Here is a 13,863-nt window from a genome sequence, read left to right as displayed (position 1 = left end):
GGTCAGGCCTCCCGGGTGGCAGGGCCCTGGCCGGAGGTGCCCGGCTCGGTGCCCGCGGGGGTGTCGGGTGCGGGACGGGAGCCGCCGGGTGTCCTCCGGCCGTACTCGGTCCCGCGGTCGGGGTGGGTCTCGGCGGCGCCGGCCCGCTCGGCGGGGGTGTCGGCGGCGGCGACGCGGGCGTCGGCGGCCTCCTCCTCCGGCGTCTGGCCGGTCCGGCCCGAGGGCGCGACCGTCTGCGCCGGCTCCCCGGCGTCGTCCGGCTGCGGCTCGGGGCCGGTCATCGGCGGGGCGGTCTCGCCGCGCTCGGCGGCCAGCCGGACGCCGGCCAGCGTCGGCTCCCACTGGCCCTCGGCGTCGACGGCGGCGCGCGCGGCCCCGGCGTCGGCGTGCTGGGAGAAGCCGGCCAGCTGGCGGGAGACGCCGCGGAAGTCGGTGAGCGGCGCGCCGCGGGTGGGGTGCGGCTTCTCGCCCCGGCGCAGGGCGGCGACCAGGGCGCGGGCGCTCTCGACGTCCTGCTGGTCGTAGAACTCGTAGTCGACGGTGACCACGGGCGCGTAGTCGCAGGCGGCCAGGCACTCGGCGTGCTCGAGGGTGACCGAGCCGTCGGCCGCCGTCTCGTCGTGGTGGACGCCGAGGTCCGCCGACAACGCGTCCATGATCCGCTGCCCGCCCAGGACGGCGCACAGCGTGTTGGTGCAGACGCTGACCAGGTGCCGGCCGGTCGGCCGGCGCTTGTACATCGTGTAGAAGGTCGCGACCGCGCCCACCTCGGCGCGGGTCAGGCCGAGCTCCTCGGCGCACAGCGCGATGCCCTCGGGGCTGACGTAGCCCTGGTAGCTCTGCACCAGGTGCAGCATCGGCAGCAGCGCCGAGCGCGGCTGCGGGTAGCGGGACGTGATCGCCCGCGCCTCGAGCCGGGTCTGCTCGGTCAGCGGCGGCAGGTCGGCCGGCGCCGGCTCGACCGGGCTGTCGACCAGCCCCGTCGTCGCCGCCCCCTCCGCCGACCCGGGAAGGGAACTCACCGGTCGACACCTCCCATCACCGGGTCGATCGAGGCGATCGCGGCGATGACGTCGGCGATCATGCCGCCCTCGCTCATCGCCGCGGTGGCCTGCAGGTTCACGAAGCTGGGGTCGCGCACGTGGACGCGCCACGGCCGGGTGCTGCCGTCGCTGACCACGTGGTAGCCGAGCTCCCCGCGGGGGGACTCGACCGGGACGTAGACCTGCCCGGCCGGCACCCGGAACCCCTCGGTGACCAGCTTGAAGTGGTGGATCAGGGCCTCCATCGAGGTGCCCATGATGTGCCGGACGTGGTCGAGGGAGTTGCCCAGCCCGTCGGCGCCGAGCGACAGCTGCGCCGGCCAGGCGATCTTCTTGTCCTCGACCATGACCGGGCCGGGCTCGAGGCGGTCGAGGGCCTGCTCGACGATCTTCAGCGACTCGAACATCTCGGCCATGCGGACCAGGTAGCGGCCCCACGCGTCGGAGGTGTCGGCCGTCGGCACCTCGAAGTCGTAGGTCTCGTAGCCGAGGTAGGGCTCCACCTTGCGCAGGTCCCACGGCAGCCCGGCGGCGCGCAGCACCGGGCCGGTGACGCCGAGGGCCACGCAGCCGGTGACGTCGAGGTAGCCGACGTCCTTGAGCCGGCGCTGCCAGATCGGCTGGCCGGTGAGCAGCCGGTGGTAGCCGGCCAGCCGCTCGGGCATGACCGCGAGCCACTCGCGGATCGAGTCCTCGACCCCGGGCGGCAGGTCCTGCGCCACCCCGCCGGGGCGGATGTAGGCGTGGTTCATCCGCAGCCCGGTGATCTCCTCGAGCAGGTCGAGGCACAGCTCCCGCTCGCGGAAGCCGTTGGTCATGCCGGTGAGCGCGCCGAGCTCCATCCCGCCGGTGGCCAGGCCCACCAGGTGCGAGGCGATCCGGTTGATCTCCATGACCAGCACGCGGATGGTCTGCGCGCGCTGCGGCACCTCGATGCCGAGCAGCTTCTCGACGGCCATGCAGTAGCCGGCCTCGTTGAACAGCGGGGACAGGTAGTCCATCCGCGTCACGAAGGTGGTGCCCTGCACCCAGTTGCGGTACTCGACGTTCTTCTCGATGCCGGTGTGCAGGTAGCCGATGACCACCCGCGCCTTGGTCACCGTCTCGCCCTCGAGGTCGAGGACCAGCCGCAGCACGCCGTGCGTCGAGGGGTGCTGGGGCCCCATGTTGACGACGAGGCGCTCCTCGCCGGAGAGGTCGACGCCGAGGGTCTGGTCCCAGTCGCCGCCGGTGACGGTGTAGACCCGGCCCTCGGTGGTCTCCCGGGAGCCGGCGTAGGGGTCGTAGGTGGTGCTCATCGGTAGGCCCGCCGGGTGTCAGGGGGCGGGATCGTGGCGCCGTGGTACTCCACGGGCACGCCGCCGAGGGGGTAGTCCTTGCGCTGGGGGTGGCCGTCCCAGTCGTCGGGCATGAGGATCCGGGTCAGCGCCGGATGCCCGTCGAAGACGACGCCGAACATGTCGTAGGTCTCCCGCTCGTGCCAGTCCGCCGTCGGGTACACCGACGTCACCGACGGCACGTGGGGGTCCTCCGCCGGCACGGCCACCTCCAGCCGGATCCGCCGCCGGTAGGTCATCGAGGTCAGGTGGTGGACGACGTGCAACCGGGGCCGGCCGGGGCCGGTGGCGGGGCCGCCGCTGTCGAGGTAGTCGACGCCGGAGACGCTGCTGCACAGCTCGAAGCGCAGCGCGTCGTCGTCGCGCAGCGCCCGCACCAGGGTGAGCAGGTGCTCGCGGGCGACGAAGTAGGTGATCTCGCCGCGGTCGACCAGCACCCGCCGCACGGCGGCCGCGTACGTGGCCTCGCCGACGGCCTCGGTGAGCGCGTCGGTCACCTCGTCGAACCAGCCGCCGTAGGGGCGCTCGGTGGAGTGCAGCGCCACCGCGCCGCCGGGCTCGACCCGGACCAGGCCGCCGAAGCCGGAGGTGTCCCCGCTGCCGGAGACGCCGAACGCCCCCTTGCGGAACCCGCCGCTCGGGGCGGCGACGCCCCGGCTGGCGTCGGCCCCGCTGCGGTCGCCCGGGCCGGTCACCGTGCGCCGCCGCGCTGCTCGGGCAGCAGGACGGCGTTGCCGCCGCGCCGCTCGATGAGGAACTGCCCGGCCCGGCCGGCCGCCGCGGCCTCCTCGTAGGCGCGCCGCGCCTCCTTGTCCACGCGCACGGTGGAGGGCATCTCGACCAGCAGGTCGCGGGCGCGGCCCTCGGCGCGGTCGCGCTCGAGCTGCCGGGCGCGCCGCTCGCCGAGCGGCTCGTTCTGGATCTTGTGGTGGAGCTTGAGGATGGCGTCCATCAGCATCTCCGGGCGCGGCGGGCAGCCGGGCAGGTACATGTCGACGGGGACGACGTGGTCGACGCCCTGCACCACCGCGTAGTTGTTGAACATCCCGCCGGAGCTGGCGCACACGCCCATGGCGAGCACCCAGCGCGGCTCGGGCATCTGGTCGTAGATCTGCCGCAGGACCGGTGCCATCTTCTGGCTCACCCGGCCGGCGACGATCATCAGGTCGGCCTGGCGCGGGGAGGCGCGGAAGACCTCCATGCCGAAGCGCGCGAGGTCGTACCGGCCGGCGCCGGTGGCCATCATCTCGATGGCGCAGCAGGCCAGGCCGAAGGTGGCCGGCCACAACGAGGACTTCCGCGTCCAGTTGACCAGCTTCTCGACCGAGGTCAGCAGGAAGCCGCTGGGCAGCTTCTCCTCGAGACCCATCTCAGCTCCTCGCCGTCGGGGTCGTGACCGTCCGTCCCACTCTCAGTCCCAGTCCAGGCCGCCGCGGCGCCACACGTAGACGTAGGCGATGAAGACGGTGGCGATGAACACGGCCATCTCGACCAGGCCGAAGACGCCGAGCGCGTCGTTGGCGACGGCCCAGGGGTAGAGGAAGACGATCTCGATGTCGAAGACGATGAAGATCATCGCCGTCAGGTAGTACTTCACCGGGAACCGGCCGCCGTGCAGCGGCTGGTCGACCGGCTCGATGCCGCACTCGTAGGCCTCGAGCTTGGCCCGGTTGTAGCGGCGCGGGCCGACGAACGGCGCGACCGCCACCGAGAACAGCGCGAAGGCCGCGGCCAGCGCGAACAGGCCCACGATCGGGACGTAGGTCGAGAGCACCGGCGCCTCCCCTCACGTGCTCGTGCGCTTGTGAAAAACTTCACAAGGTCGTCGCCACGAGCCTATGCCGCGCGACTCGCGATCGGAAGCGCGGGGGGTGAGTGAGTTCACTTCCGGGGTCACGGTCCGGTCACGGTCCGCGCCGCCGCACGGCTCACACGGACGGCGTCAGGCGGGTGAGCACCGCGACCACCCGGTCGAAGCGGTCGCCGTCGCGGCCGTCGGAGAGGTTGCCCATGAGCCGCAGCGCCGCGTTCACCATCGCCGGCCGCCGGAGCCCGTGCGCGGTGGCGAACCGGACCAGGCCCGGCCGGTCGAGCAGCGCGAGGAACGCCGTGCCGAGGCGGTGGTGGCGGCCGTACTCCTCCTGCAGCCGCCGCGGGTAGCGGCGCAGCACCGCCTCGCGGGCCGGACCCTCGGGTGCGGCGAGCGCCTCGACGGCGGTCTCGCCCGCCATCCGGCCGGTCTCCAGCGCGTAGCTGATCCCCTCGCCGTTGAACGGGTTGACCACCCCGGCGGTGTCGCCGGCCAGCAGCAGCCCGCGGGTGTAGGCGGGGCCGCGGGCCAGCGCCATGGGCAGGCCGGCGCCGCGCAGCGGGGTGACCGCGTGCTCCTCGCCCAGCTGCCACTCCGCGGGGAGCGTGGCCACCCAGCGGCGGAGCACGGAGCGGGCGTCGGCGTCCCCGCCGCGGCGGGTGTCGAGCAGGCCGAAACCGACGTTGGCCGTGCCGTCGCCCATGCCGAACGACCAGCCGTAGCCGGGCATCGAGTCGGCGGTGGGGCCCTCGGCGGAGAGGTCGAAGGAGATGTCGAGGTAGGGGTCCTCGCCGCGCGGCGTCTCGACGTAGCGGCGGACGGCGACGCCCAGCGGGCGGTCCTCGCGGCGGACCAGGCCGATGGCCTTGGCCAGCCGGCCCGAGAGCCCCTCGGCGGAGACCACCAGCGGCGCCCGCCAGGTGACCGGCTCCCGCTCCGGGCCGGCCTGGGCGCGCACGCCCACGACCCGCCCGGCGTCGTCGAGCAGCGGGTCGGTGACCGTGACCTCCTGCTCGAGCCGGGCACCGGCGGCCACGGCGTGCGCGGCCAGCACCGGGTCGAGGTCCCGGCGCGCCCGGATGAGGCCGAAGTCGGGCCAGGAGGACAGCCGCGGCCAGTCGACCTCGACCACCTCTCCGCCGCCGAAGACCCGCAGGCCGCGGTGCCGGACCCAGCCGCCCGCCGGCGAGGTGTCGACGCCCATGTCGTCGAGCGCCTTGACCGCGCGGGGGGTGAGCCCGTCGCCGCAGACCTTCTCGCGCGGGAAGCGGGCCTTCTCCAGCAGCACCGCGTCGAGTCCGGCGGTGGCCAGCGCCCAGGCCGCCGCCGACCCCGCCGGGCCCGCGCCCACCACGACGACGTCGGCGCTGCCCCCGGCGGTCGGACTCGTCACGAGGTGTCCCCCTCGGTGCTCGGCTGCGGTCGGCGGCGACCTCCAGGCAGTGGAAGCTATCCGCACGTCCGGAGCCGGGGGACGTGCGGATGGCTTCCTATGCCTGACCCAGGGCCGCCCGGACCTCGTCGTCCGTGGTCTGGCCGAAGTCGTCGTACCAGCGCCCCACCGCGCCGAAGGGCTGCGGCGTGACCAGGCAGACGACCTCGTCGGCCTCCAACTCGGCGCACAGCGCCGGCGGGCCGACCGGCACGGCGACGACGACGGCGGCCGCGCCGGCCCCGCGGACGGCGGCCAGCGCCGCCCGCATCGTGGCGCCGGTGGCCAGGCCGTCGTCGACGAGGACCACGGTGCGCCCGGTCAGGACCGGCGGCGGGCGGTCGCCGCGGTAGGCCGACCGGCGGCGGTGCAGCTCGGCGAGCTCGGCGCGGTGGACCTCGGCGGCGGCCTCGCCGTCGACGTCGACCCGGGCCAGGACGGCCTCGACGCCGACGCTCTCCACCGCGTCGCCCACGGCGGCGATCGCGCCCATGGCCAGCTCGGGGCGCCGGGGCACGCCGAGCTTGCGGACGGCGACCACGTCGAGCTCCGCGCCGAGCGCCGCGGCGACCTCGGCGGCGACCAGCACGCCCCCGCGGGGCAGGCCCAGGACCAGCGCGTCCGGGCCGAGCGGCACGGCCGCGTCGCGGGCGGGGTCGGCCAGGCGCGCGCCGAGCCGCCGGCCGGCGTCGCGCCGGTCGGCGAACGGCGGCCCGTCCACCGCGGGTCCGGTCAGACCGGCTGCGGACCGGTCGGCGGCGGGGCGGTCGGGTCGGTGGGGCTCGGCTGCGGCAGCGGGGCCGGCGACGGCGGGGAGATCGGGTCGACCGGCGACGGTGAGGGGCCGGGCGGCTCGGGCATCGGCGTCGGTGTCGTCATGACCGGACGGTAGTCCGCTGGGCCACCCTCCGGTCCTGGTCCGCTACGGGCGGCGGGCGCGGTGCAGCGCGACGATGCCGCCGGTGAGGTCGCGCCACTCGACGTCGGCCCACCCGGCGGCCCGGATGCGCGCGGCCAGCGCCGGCTGGTCGGGCCAGGCCCGGATCGACTCGGCCAGGTACACGTAGGCGTCGGGGTTGCTGCTCACCGCGCGCGCGATCCGCGGCAGCGCCCGCATCAGGTACTCGGTGTAGAGGGTGCGGAACGGGCGCCAGGTCGGGCTGGAGAACTCACAGACGACGAGCCGGCCGCCCGGGCGGACCACCCGGGCGAACTCGCGCAGGGCAGCGTCGGGATCGGCGACGTTGCGCAGCCCGAAGGAGATCACCAGCCCGTCGACGCTCGCGTCGGCCAGCGGCAGCGCCATCGCGTCGCCGGCGATCTTCGGGACCGGCCGGGCGGCGCCGGCGCGCAGCATGCCCTGGGAGAAGTCGCAGGCGATGGCGTGCACCCCGCCGGCGGCCAGCTCGACGGTGGACACCGCGGTGCCGGCGGCGACGTCGAGGACGACGTCGCCCGGCCGGGCGCCCAGCGCCTCGCGGGTGGCGCGCCGCCAGGCGGCGTCGCGGCCCCCGGAGAGCACGGTGTTGGTGAGGTCGTAGCGGCGCGCGACGCCGTCGAACATGGCCGCGACCTCGTGCGGCTGCTTGTCCAGCCCGGCCCGCCGTCCGGCGGTGTGCGCGCTGTCTCGCCGGTCCGCCACGGCGCCGACGCTACCGGGCTGCCTACGCTGGGGAGCGTGACAGCCGCGGCGGTGACCTCCCCGGACGCCGCCGCGCCCGCGGTCACCACGGTGGCGCTGCCCGACTCCCCCGACCTGCTGGGCCTGCTGCCCCGCGACGGCGCGCTGTCCTGGGTCCGCCGCGGCGAGGGGCTGGTGGGCTGGGGCGAGGCCGACCGGCTCGAGGTCTCCGGTCCCGGCGCGCTGGCCGAGGCGGCGGCCTGGTGGGCCGCGCGCAGCGCCGCGCTCGCGGTCGACGACGCGGTGGGCGTCCCCGGCTCGGGGCCGGTGGTCTTCGCCAGCGTCGCCTTCGACCCCGCGGCCGGGACGTCGGTGTTCGTGGTCCCGGAGGTCGTCGTCGGCCGGCGCGACGGGGTCACCTGGCTGACCACCACCGGCGACGCCGACCCCCGCGAGGTGCCAGCCGGCGACCCCGCTCCGCCGTCCGCCGCGCCCACCCGGCTGCGCTACGCCGACGGGGCCCTCGACCCCGCGTCCTGGTGCGGCGCGGTGGCCGCCGCCGTGCGCCGGATCGACGACGGCGACCTCGCCAAGGTGGTGCTCGCCCGCGACCTGCTGGTCACCGCCGACGTGCCGCTGGACGCCCGCCGGCTGCTCGACCGGCTCGCCGCGCGCTTCCCCGACTGCTGGACCTTCGCCGTCGACGGGCTGCTCGGCGCCACCCCCGAGCTGCTGCTGCGCCGCACCGGGCGGCAGCTGTCGGCGCGGGTGCTGGCCGGCACCGCCCCGCGGGGCGCGGGCGCCGACGACGAGCGGCTGGCCGCCGGGCTGATGAGCAGCGCCAAGGACCGCGCCGAGCACGCCCTCGCCGTCGACTCGCTGGTGCGGGCGCTCGACCCGTTCTGCACCGCCCTCTCGGTGCCGGAGGCCCCGTCGCTGCTGACGCTGGCGAACGTGCGGCACCTGGCCACCGACGTCACCGGCACGCAGCGGCGCTCGGGCGCGCGCGGCCGCGCCGGGCTGCTGGAGCTGGTCGAGGCGGTGCACCCGACCGCCGCGGTGGGCGGCACGCCGCCCGACGTGGCCACCGCGCTGATCGCCGAGCTCGAGGGCATGGACCGCGGCCGCTACGCCGGACCGGTCGGCTGGCTCGACGCCCGCGGCGACGGTGAGTTCGGCCTGGCCCTGCGCTGTGCCCGGCTCGGCGAGGACGACCCGTGCACCGCGCGGCTGTTCGCCGGGTGCGGCATCGTCGCGGGCTCCGACCCCGCGGCCGAGCTCGCCGAGACCCAGTCGAAGTTCGCCGCGTTCCAGGCCGCCCTGGAGAGCTGAGCCGGAAACGGGTCGGCGGCCGGCGTCCGGGCTGGTTGGGTGGCCCGGTGACCGCCGTCCCGACCATCGCCGGCGACCGCTCCCTCCCGTCGCCCTTCGACCACCCGCACGCCTCGGCGCGGGCGCGGGAGATCGCCGAGCAGGGGACGATCCTCCGCGCGCAGGTGGGGTCCGGCGTGCACGGCACGTCGGTGACGGGGCAGGACGACCGCGACGAGATGGGCATCTGCCTCGAGCCGCCCGAGTACGTCACCGGCACCGCGCGCGTGCCCGCCGGGCTCTCGACGCCGGTGACCGTGCCGTTCGAGCAGTACCACCGGCACACCGCGTGGGACCGCCCCGGCGGGCTCGCCAACCGGTCGGGCGCCGGCGACCTCGACGTCGTGGTGTACGCGGCGCGGAAGTGGGCGCGGCTGGCGCTGGGCGGCAACCCCACCGTCCTGCTGCTGCTGTTCGTGCCCGACGAGGAGGTCGTCGTCCGCGACGCCGCGGGCGCGGACCTGGTGGCGCACGCCGACCGGTTCGTCTCCCGCGTGGCCGCCGACCGCTTCCTCGGCTACCTGAGGGGCCAGCGGGCGGCGATGACCGGCGCAGCCGGCGCGCACACGAACCGCCCTGGACTCGTCGCCGCGCACGGGTTCGACGTCAAGTACGCGATGCACGCGCTGCGGCTGGGCATCCAGGGGGTGGAGTTGCTGACGACCGGCCGGATCACCCTGCCGGTGCCCGAGCCCCACCGCACGTACCTGCGGAGCATCCGCCGGGGCGAGGTACCGCTGGCCGAGGTGGTCGCCGCGGTCGACGACGCCGAGGCCCGGCTGCTGGCGCTGCGCGACAGCCCGGCGGTGCCGGCCGCGCCCGACCGCGCCTGGGTGGACGCGTGGCTGCACCGCTCGTACCTCGCCCACTGGACGGCTCGCGGCCGCTGACCGGTCCGACGACGAGGGCCCCGGCCGCTGGGCAGCGGCCGGGGCCCTCGTCGGGGGGTGAGGATCAGCCCACGTAGTTCACGTGCACGTGGTCGTGGTGGTTCGCGGTCACGCTGCCGCGGTCGGCCATCGCCTTCCACGCGCCGTCGGGCGAGGTCAGGATCCGCTGCTCCCAGATGACGTACTCGACGCCGAGCTCGTCCCAGTGGTCGACGTGGTACTGGGCGATGGCGTCACCGAGGGCGTTGTCGGTCATGACCATGTAGTCCAGCGCCAGGCCCGACGGGTGCCCGTTCGGGTCGACCGCGCTCCCGCGCGTACCGCCGAGGGTGATGTCGGCGGCGCCCGGCACGTTGCTCACGACGGCGTTCGCGGCGGCCTGCACGACCGCCTTGACCGGGCCGGCGCTGTTGGTGATCGACGCGATCGCGGAGGCGACCTGCGGGGCGACCTCGGCCAGCGGGGCCACCGCGGGCGCGGGGGCGGACTCGCCGGCGGAGGCGGTCGCGGCGGGGGCCTCCGGGGCCGGAGCGGCCTGGGCCGGGGCCGCGCCGCTGACGGCGAGCACCTGACCGGGGTAGATCCGGTTCGGGTTGCTGCCGATGACGTCGACGTTGCGCTCGTAGAGCTCGCGCCAGCCCTGCTGGTGGGCGGCGGCGATCTCCTTCACGGTGTCGCCCCAGCGGACGGTGTAGTCCTCGGTGGCGGCGTCGTCGGCGTGGTCGTGGGAGTGACCGGCCTCCGCGGCCGGGGCGGGTGCCTCGGCGGCGGGAGCGGGGGCGGCGGGCGCCTCGGCGGCGGCCGCGGTGGTGCCCTCGGTCAGGTACTTGCCGCAGCTCGGCCAGGCGCCGATGCCCTGGCCCTCGAGGACGCGCTCGGCGATCTCGATCTGCTGGGCCGGGGTGGCCAGGTCGGCGCGGGCGGCGAGCTCGGTGCCGCCGAAGCCGGCCCAGGTGGACTGGCTGAACTGCAGGCCGCCGTAGTAGCCGTTGCCGGTGTTGATGCTCCAGTTGCCGCTGGACTCGCACTGGGCGACGTCGGTCCAGTCGTGGCTGGTGGAGGCGGAGGCCGGGGAGCTGAGGACGCCGAGACCGACGACGGTGGCGCCGGCGGCGACAGGGGCCCGGGCGATGACCTTCTTGGTGCGGACGTAGCGGGGTGCGCGGTGCTTGGGCATGGTGATGATCTCCCGATCACCGCCGGCGAGGTGAGCTGTCGGGTTCGGGCGATCGGTGCCCGGCCGCGGTCCGCGGCTTCACCCCGAGGCGCGTTCGGGTCCGGCCCCCGTGGGCCGTCGCGCGCCGGAAGTGGGTCCCCCACCCCTGCCCTGGGTGTTGGTGTGGACGACCGGTGGGCAGGGTTTGGCGGACCGGCGCCGCGCTCCGTTCTGCTGAGCGCAGCCAAAAAGCTACCTACGGTCATGGCAACTGTCGCTGTGTCGCCGGTCACACTGCGATTAGGAGGGGACACGTGGGGTAGCGCGTGACGCTGCCGTGACCAACCGACCGCCTGCGGCGCCGGCGGGCCGGCAGTGGGGAACGCGCTGGTCACCGGCGACTCGCCCCCCGGTCCGCGTGGTCCGGCGCGGCCCCGGCGACCGGCCCCCCGGGACCCTGCGGGCACGTCGCTCGTGATGGACGCCACGGGACGGACCGGTCCTCCACCGCCCGTCCCGCCCGGTCAGCCGAGGGCGTGGGCGGCGGCGTCCCGGAGCGCGACGGCGAGGTCGGCCTCGGCGCGCTGGTCGGTGCGGACGACGACGACCCGCGGCCCGCCCGCCGCCAGCGCGGCCGGCAGCTCGCCGGCCGAGGAGACCGCCGTCGCCGTCCAGCCCAGCGCCTGCGCGACCGCTGCCAGGTCGCGCCCGTGCGGCGTCCCGAACACCCGCCGGTAGTCGCGCGCGTACGCCGCCCGGCCGGGCTCGAGCTGGGCGAAGATCCCGCCGCCGTCGTTGTCCGGGACGACGAGCGTGAGGTCCGGACGCGGCTCGCCCTCGCCGGTGAGCAGGCCCTGCAGGTCGTGCAGGAACGTCAGGTCGCCCAGGAGCGCCACCGTCGGGCCGCCGTGCGCCAGCGCCGCCCCGACCGCGGTCGAGACGGTCCCGTCGATGCCGGCCACCCCGCGGTTGGCCAGCACGGCGACGTCGCCGCGCGGCACGGCGAGGCGGTCGACGTCGCGCACCGGCGTCGAGGAGCCGAGCACCAGCAGCGCCCCGGCCGGCAGCGCGGCGACGACGTCGCGGGCCAGGCGGGCGGCGGTGAGGCCCGGCGCGGCGTCGAGCAGCGCGTCGACGGCGGTCCCGACGCGGGCGGCGGCGTCGGACCAGGCCCCGGCCCACGCCCCGGTCCACGCCCCGGCCCGTCCGGGGTCCGACGGCGGCCCGGCGGGCGGGGCGGCCCGCGAGACCAGCGCGCTCGACCGGCCCGCGTCGGGCCAGCGCGGGGTCGCCGCGACCGTCTCGACCCGCACCCGCGGGTCGGCGAGCAGCGCCGACACCGGCCGCGACAGCGTGGGCCGGCCGACCACCACGACCCGCTCGGGCCGGTGCGTGTCCAGCCAGGCGGGGACGCCGAGCAGCAGCGCCCCGCCGCGGACGGCGTCGCCGGTCCACGCGCCGCCGCTGGGCTCGGCGACCACCGGCCAGCCCGAAGCAGCGGCCCCGGCGGCCCAGGCCCGGCCGGCCGCGGGTGGTCCGTCGCCGGCCACCACGAGGGTGCGCGGCCCGTCCCCGACCGGACCGGCCGGGACGGGCGCGGGCGCCCCGGCCGTCCACGGGGCACCGCCGGCGCGACCGGCCCACGGGCCATCGAGCGGGCCGGGCTCCCCGTCGGGCAGCAGCGGGTCCCGGAAGGACAGGTTCAGCTGCACGGGGCCGGGGTCGCCGGACAAGGCGCCGGTGGCCGACAGCAGCGCCCGCGACACCACCGAGCGCCAGTAGCGGTTCTGCGCGGCCTCCCGCCCGGCCTCGGGCACCCCGACGTCGGCCGCCCAGCGCACCGCGCCGCCGTAGAGGCCGGGCTGCTCGATCGTCTGGTTGGCACCGGTGGACCGCAGCTCCGGCGGCCGGTCGGCGGTGAGCGCGAGCAGCGGGACGCCGCTGACGTCGGCCTCGAGCACCGCGGCGTGCAGATGCGCGGTCGCCGTCCCGGAGGTGGTGAGCACCGGCACCGGGCGGCCGGAGGCGCGCGCCAGGCCGAGGGCGAGGAAGGAGGCGGTCCGCTCGTCGATGCGCACGTGCAGCCGCACGGCACCGGCCCGCTCGGCGGCGGCGAGCGCGAGCGCGACCGGGGCCGAGCGCGAGCCGGGGGCGAGGACGGCGTCGCGGACCCCGCCGCGGACCAGCTCGTCGACCAGCACGCGGGCCAGCGCGGTGGAGGGGTTCACGCGGCGAGCACCGCGGTGAGCCGCGCCGACCACCGGGCGGTCACGTCGTCCGGCGCGGCCACGGCGGCCCGCCGGTCGGGCACCACCGCCCGCACCGGCAGCGCGCCGTCGACGGGCACCAGCGGATCGCCGCTCACGTCGCCGTCGAGCAGCGCTGCGGTGGCCAGGCCGCAGGCGAAGGGCAGCTCGGGCAGCGCGGCGGCCAGCGCGACGCCCGCCGCGAGGCCCACCGAGGACTCCAGGGCCGAGGACACGACGCACGGCAGCCCGTGCGCCTCGGCGACCCGCAGCGCCGCGCGCACACCGCCCAGCGGCTGCACCTTGAGGACGACGACGTCGCAGGCCCCGCGCAGGTCGACCGCGAGCGGGTCGCCGGCGCGCCGGACGGCCTCGTCGGCGGCGATCCGGACGTCGATCCGCCGGCGCAGCGCGCACAGCTCGTCGAGCGTCGCGCACGGCTGCTCGACGTACTCGAGGCCGACCCGGTCGAGCTCCCGGATGCGGGCGGCCGCGGTGTCGACGTCCCAGGCGGCGTTGGCGTCGACCCGGAGCGCGCCGGACGGGCCGAGCGCGTCGCGGACGGCCTCCACGCGGGCGAGGTCGTCGGCCGGCGTCTGCCCGGGCTCGGCCACCTTGACCTTCGCCGTCCGGCAGCCCGACGCCACCACGATCGCGCGCGCCCGCTCGGGGCCCACCGCGGGCACGGTCACGTTCACCGGCACCGCGTCGCGCAGCGGCGCCGGCCAGCCGTGCAGCGCGGCCTCGGCGGCGGCCGGCCACCAGCGGCGGCTCTCGACGGTGCCGTAGTCCCAGAAGGGCGAGAACTCGCCCCAGCCGGCCGGGCCGCGCACCAGGACGCCGTCGCGCACGTCGATGCCGCGGAAGCGGGTGCGCATCGGCACCGACCACACCGCCGCCTCCTCGATCCCCGGCGGGAGGGCGGCGGTGATCACGCCCGCCAGCGTAGATCGCGCG

The 13,863-nt window shown here is 76.8% G+C and carries 14 protein-coding genes and 1 riboswitch; of the genes, 2 read left to right on the top strand and 12 right to left on the bottom strand.

Annotation, left to right across the window (positions count from 1 at the left end; translation table 11 throughout):
- Window positions 1-2: 2 nt before the first annotated feature.
- From nuoE to ACI79V_RS09710, 9 genes are all read right to left on the bottom strand, one after another.
- Entirely contained in the window at window positions 3-1,022 is a 1,020-nt protein-coding gene (gene nuoE / locus ACI79V_RS09750) for an NADH-quinone oxidoreductase subunit NuoE (RefSeq protein WP_456888724.1), read from the bottom strand.
- Window positions 1,019-2,341, bottom strand: coding sequence for an NADH-quinone oxidoreductase subunit D (locus ACI79V_RS09745; RefSeq protein WP_456874346.1), 1,323 nt, complete (start codon window positions 2,339-2,341; stop codon window positions 1,019-1,021). Before ACI79V_RS09745 ends, nuoE begins: the two co-directional genes overlap by 4 nt.
- Entirely contained in the window at window positions 2,338-3,075 is a 738-nt protein-coding gene (locus tag ACI79V_RS09740; protein WP_456888723.1) for an NADH-quinone oxidoreductase subunit C, read from the bottom strand. The genes ACI79V_RS09745 and ACI79V_RS09740 overlap by 4 nt, the downstream gene beginning before the upstream one ends.
- Window positions 3,072-3,749 (bottom strand): NuoB/complex I 20 kDa subunit family protein, encoded by a 678-nt coding sequence (locus ACI79V_RS09735; protein WP_456888721.1) that lies wholly within the window; start codon window positions 3,747-3,749, stop codon window positions 3,072-3,074. Before ACI79V_RS09735 ends, ACI79V_RS09740 begins: the two co-directional genes overlap by 4 nt.
- Window positions 3,750-3,791: 42 nt before the next feature.
- Window positions 3,792-4,154 (bottom strand): NADH-quinone oxidoreductase subunit A, encoded by a 363-nt coding sequence (locus ACI79V_RS09730; RefSeq protein WP_456888718.1) that lies wholly within the window; start codon window positions 4,152-4,154, stop codon window positions 3,792-3,794.
- A gap of 154 nt (window positions 4,155-4,308) precedes the next feature.
- Window positions 4,309-5,583 carry a geranylgeranyl reductase family protein gene (locus ACI79V_RS09725; protein WP_456888716.1) on the bottom strand — a complete coding sequence of 425 codons (1,275 nt, stop codon included), beginning with the start codon at window positions 5,581-5,583 and terminating at the stop codon, window positions 4,309-4,311.
- 97 nt (window positions 5,584-5,680) lie between these two features.
- Window positions 5,681-6,343 carry a phosphoribosyltransferase gene (locus tag ACI79V_RS09720; protein ID WP_456888713.1) on the bottom strand — a complete coding sequence of 221 codons (663 nt, stop codon included), beginning with the start codon at window positions 6,341-6,343 and terminating at the stop codon, window positions 5,681-5,683.
- An 11-nt stretch (window positions 6,344-6,354) separates the two neighbouring features.
- Entirely contained in the window at window positions 6,355-6,501 is a 147-nt protein-coding gene (locus ACI79V_RS09715; protein WP_170149164.1) for a hypothetical protein, read from the bottom strand.
- Between the two features lie 43 nt (window positions 6,502-6,544).
- Window positions 6,545-7,264, bottom strand: coding sequence for a demethylmenaquinone methyltransferase (locus ACI79V_RS09710; protein WP_456888712.1), 720 nt, complete (start codon window positions 7,262-7,264; stop codon window positions 6,545-6,547).
- Window positions 7,265-7,300: 36 nt separating this feature from the next.
- Here ACI79V_RS09710 and ACI79V_RS09705 point away from each other — a divergent pair, with 36 nt between their 5' ends.
- Window positions 7,301-8,575: an isochorismate synthase gene (locus ACI79V_RS09705; RefSeq protein ID WP_456888711.1), complete on the top strand. Its 1,275-nt coding sequence runs from the start codon at window positions 7,301-7,303 to the stop codon at window positions 8,573-8,575.
- A 47-nt stretch (window positions 8,576-8,622) separates the two neighbouring features.
- Window positions 8,623-9,504 (top strand): nucleotidyltransferase domain-containing protein, encoded by an 882-nt coding sequence (locus ACI79V_RS09700; protein ID WP_456888710.1) that lies wholly within the window; start codon window positions 8,623-8,625, stop codon window positions 9,502-9,504.
- A 64-nt stretch (window positions 9,505-9,568) separates the two neighbouring features.
- Here ACI79V_RS09700 and ACI79V_RS09695 read toward each other — a convergent pair whose 3' ends face one another.
- The 3 genes from ACI79V_RS09695 to ACI79V_RS09685 all read right to left on the bottom strand — a co-directional run bounded on the left by ACI79V_RS09695 (window position 9,569) and on the right by ACI79V_RS09685 (window position 13,841).
- Window positions 9,569-10,681, bottom strand: coding sequence for a transglycosylase family protein (locus ACI79V_RS09695; RefSeq protein ID WP_456888708.1), 1,113 nt, complete (start codon window positions 10,679-10,681; stop codon window positions 9,569-9,571).
- Window positions 10,682-10,685: 4 nt separating this feature from the next.
- Window positions 10,686-10,854: riboswitch (cyclic di-AMP (ydaO/yuaA leader) on the bottom strand.
- A gap of 330 nt (window positions 10,855-11,184) precedes the next feature.
- Window positions 11,185-12,888, bottom strand: coding sequence for a 2-succinyl-5-enolpyruvyl-6-hydroxy-3-cyclohexene-1-carboxylic-acid synthase (menD, locus tag ACI79V_RS09690; protein WP_456888707.1), 1,704 nt, complete (start codon window positions 12,886-12,888; stop codon window positions 11,185-11,187).
- Complete coding sequence (locus ACI79V_RS09685; RefSeq protein WP_456888706.1) at window positions 12,885-13,841, bottom strand: o-succinylbenzoate synthase; 957 nt, start codon at window positions 13,839-13,841, stop codon at window positions 12,885-12,887. The genes menD and ACI79V_RS09685 overlap by 4 nt, the downstream gene beginning before the upstream one ends.
- Between the last annotated feature and the right edge of the window lie 22 nt (window positions 13,842-13,863).

Source organism: Geodermatophilus sp. SYSU D00700 (assembly GCF_054050255.1).
The sequence above is the reverse complement of the archived record's forward strand: the minus strand, read 5'-3'. Positions and strand labels throughout refer to the sequence as shown.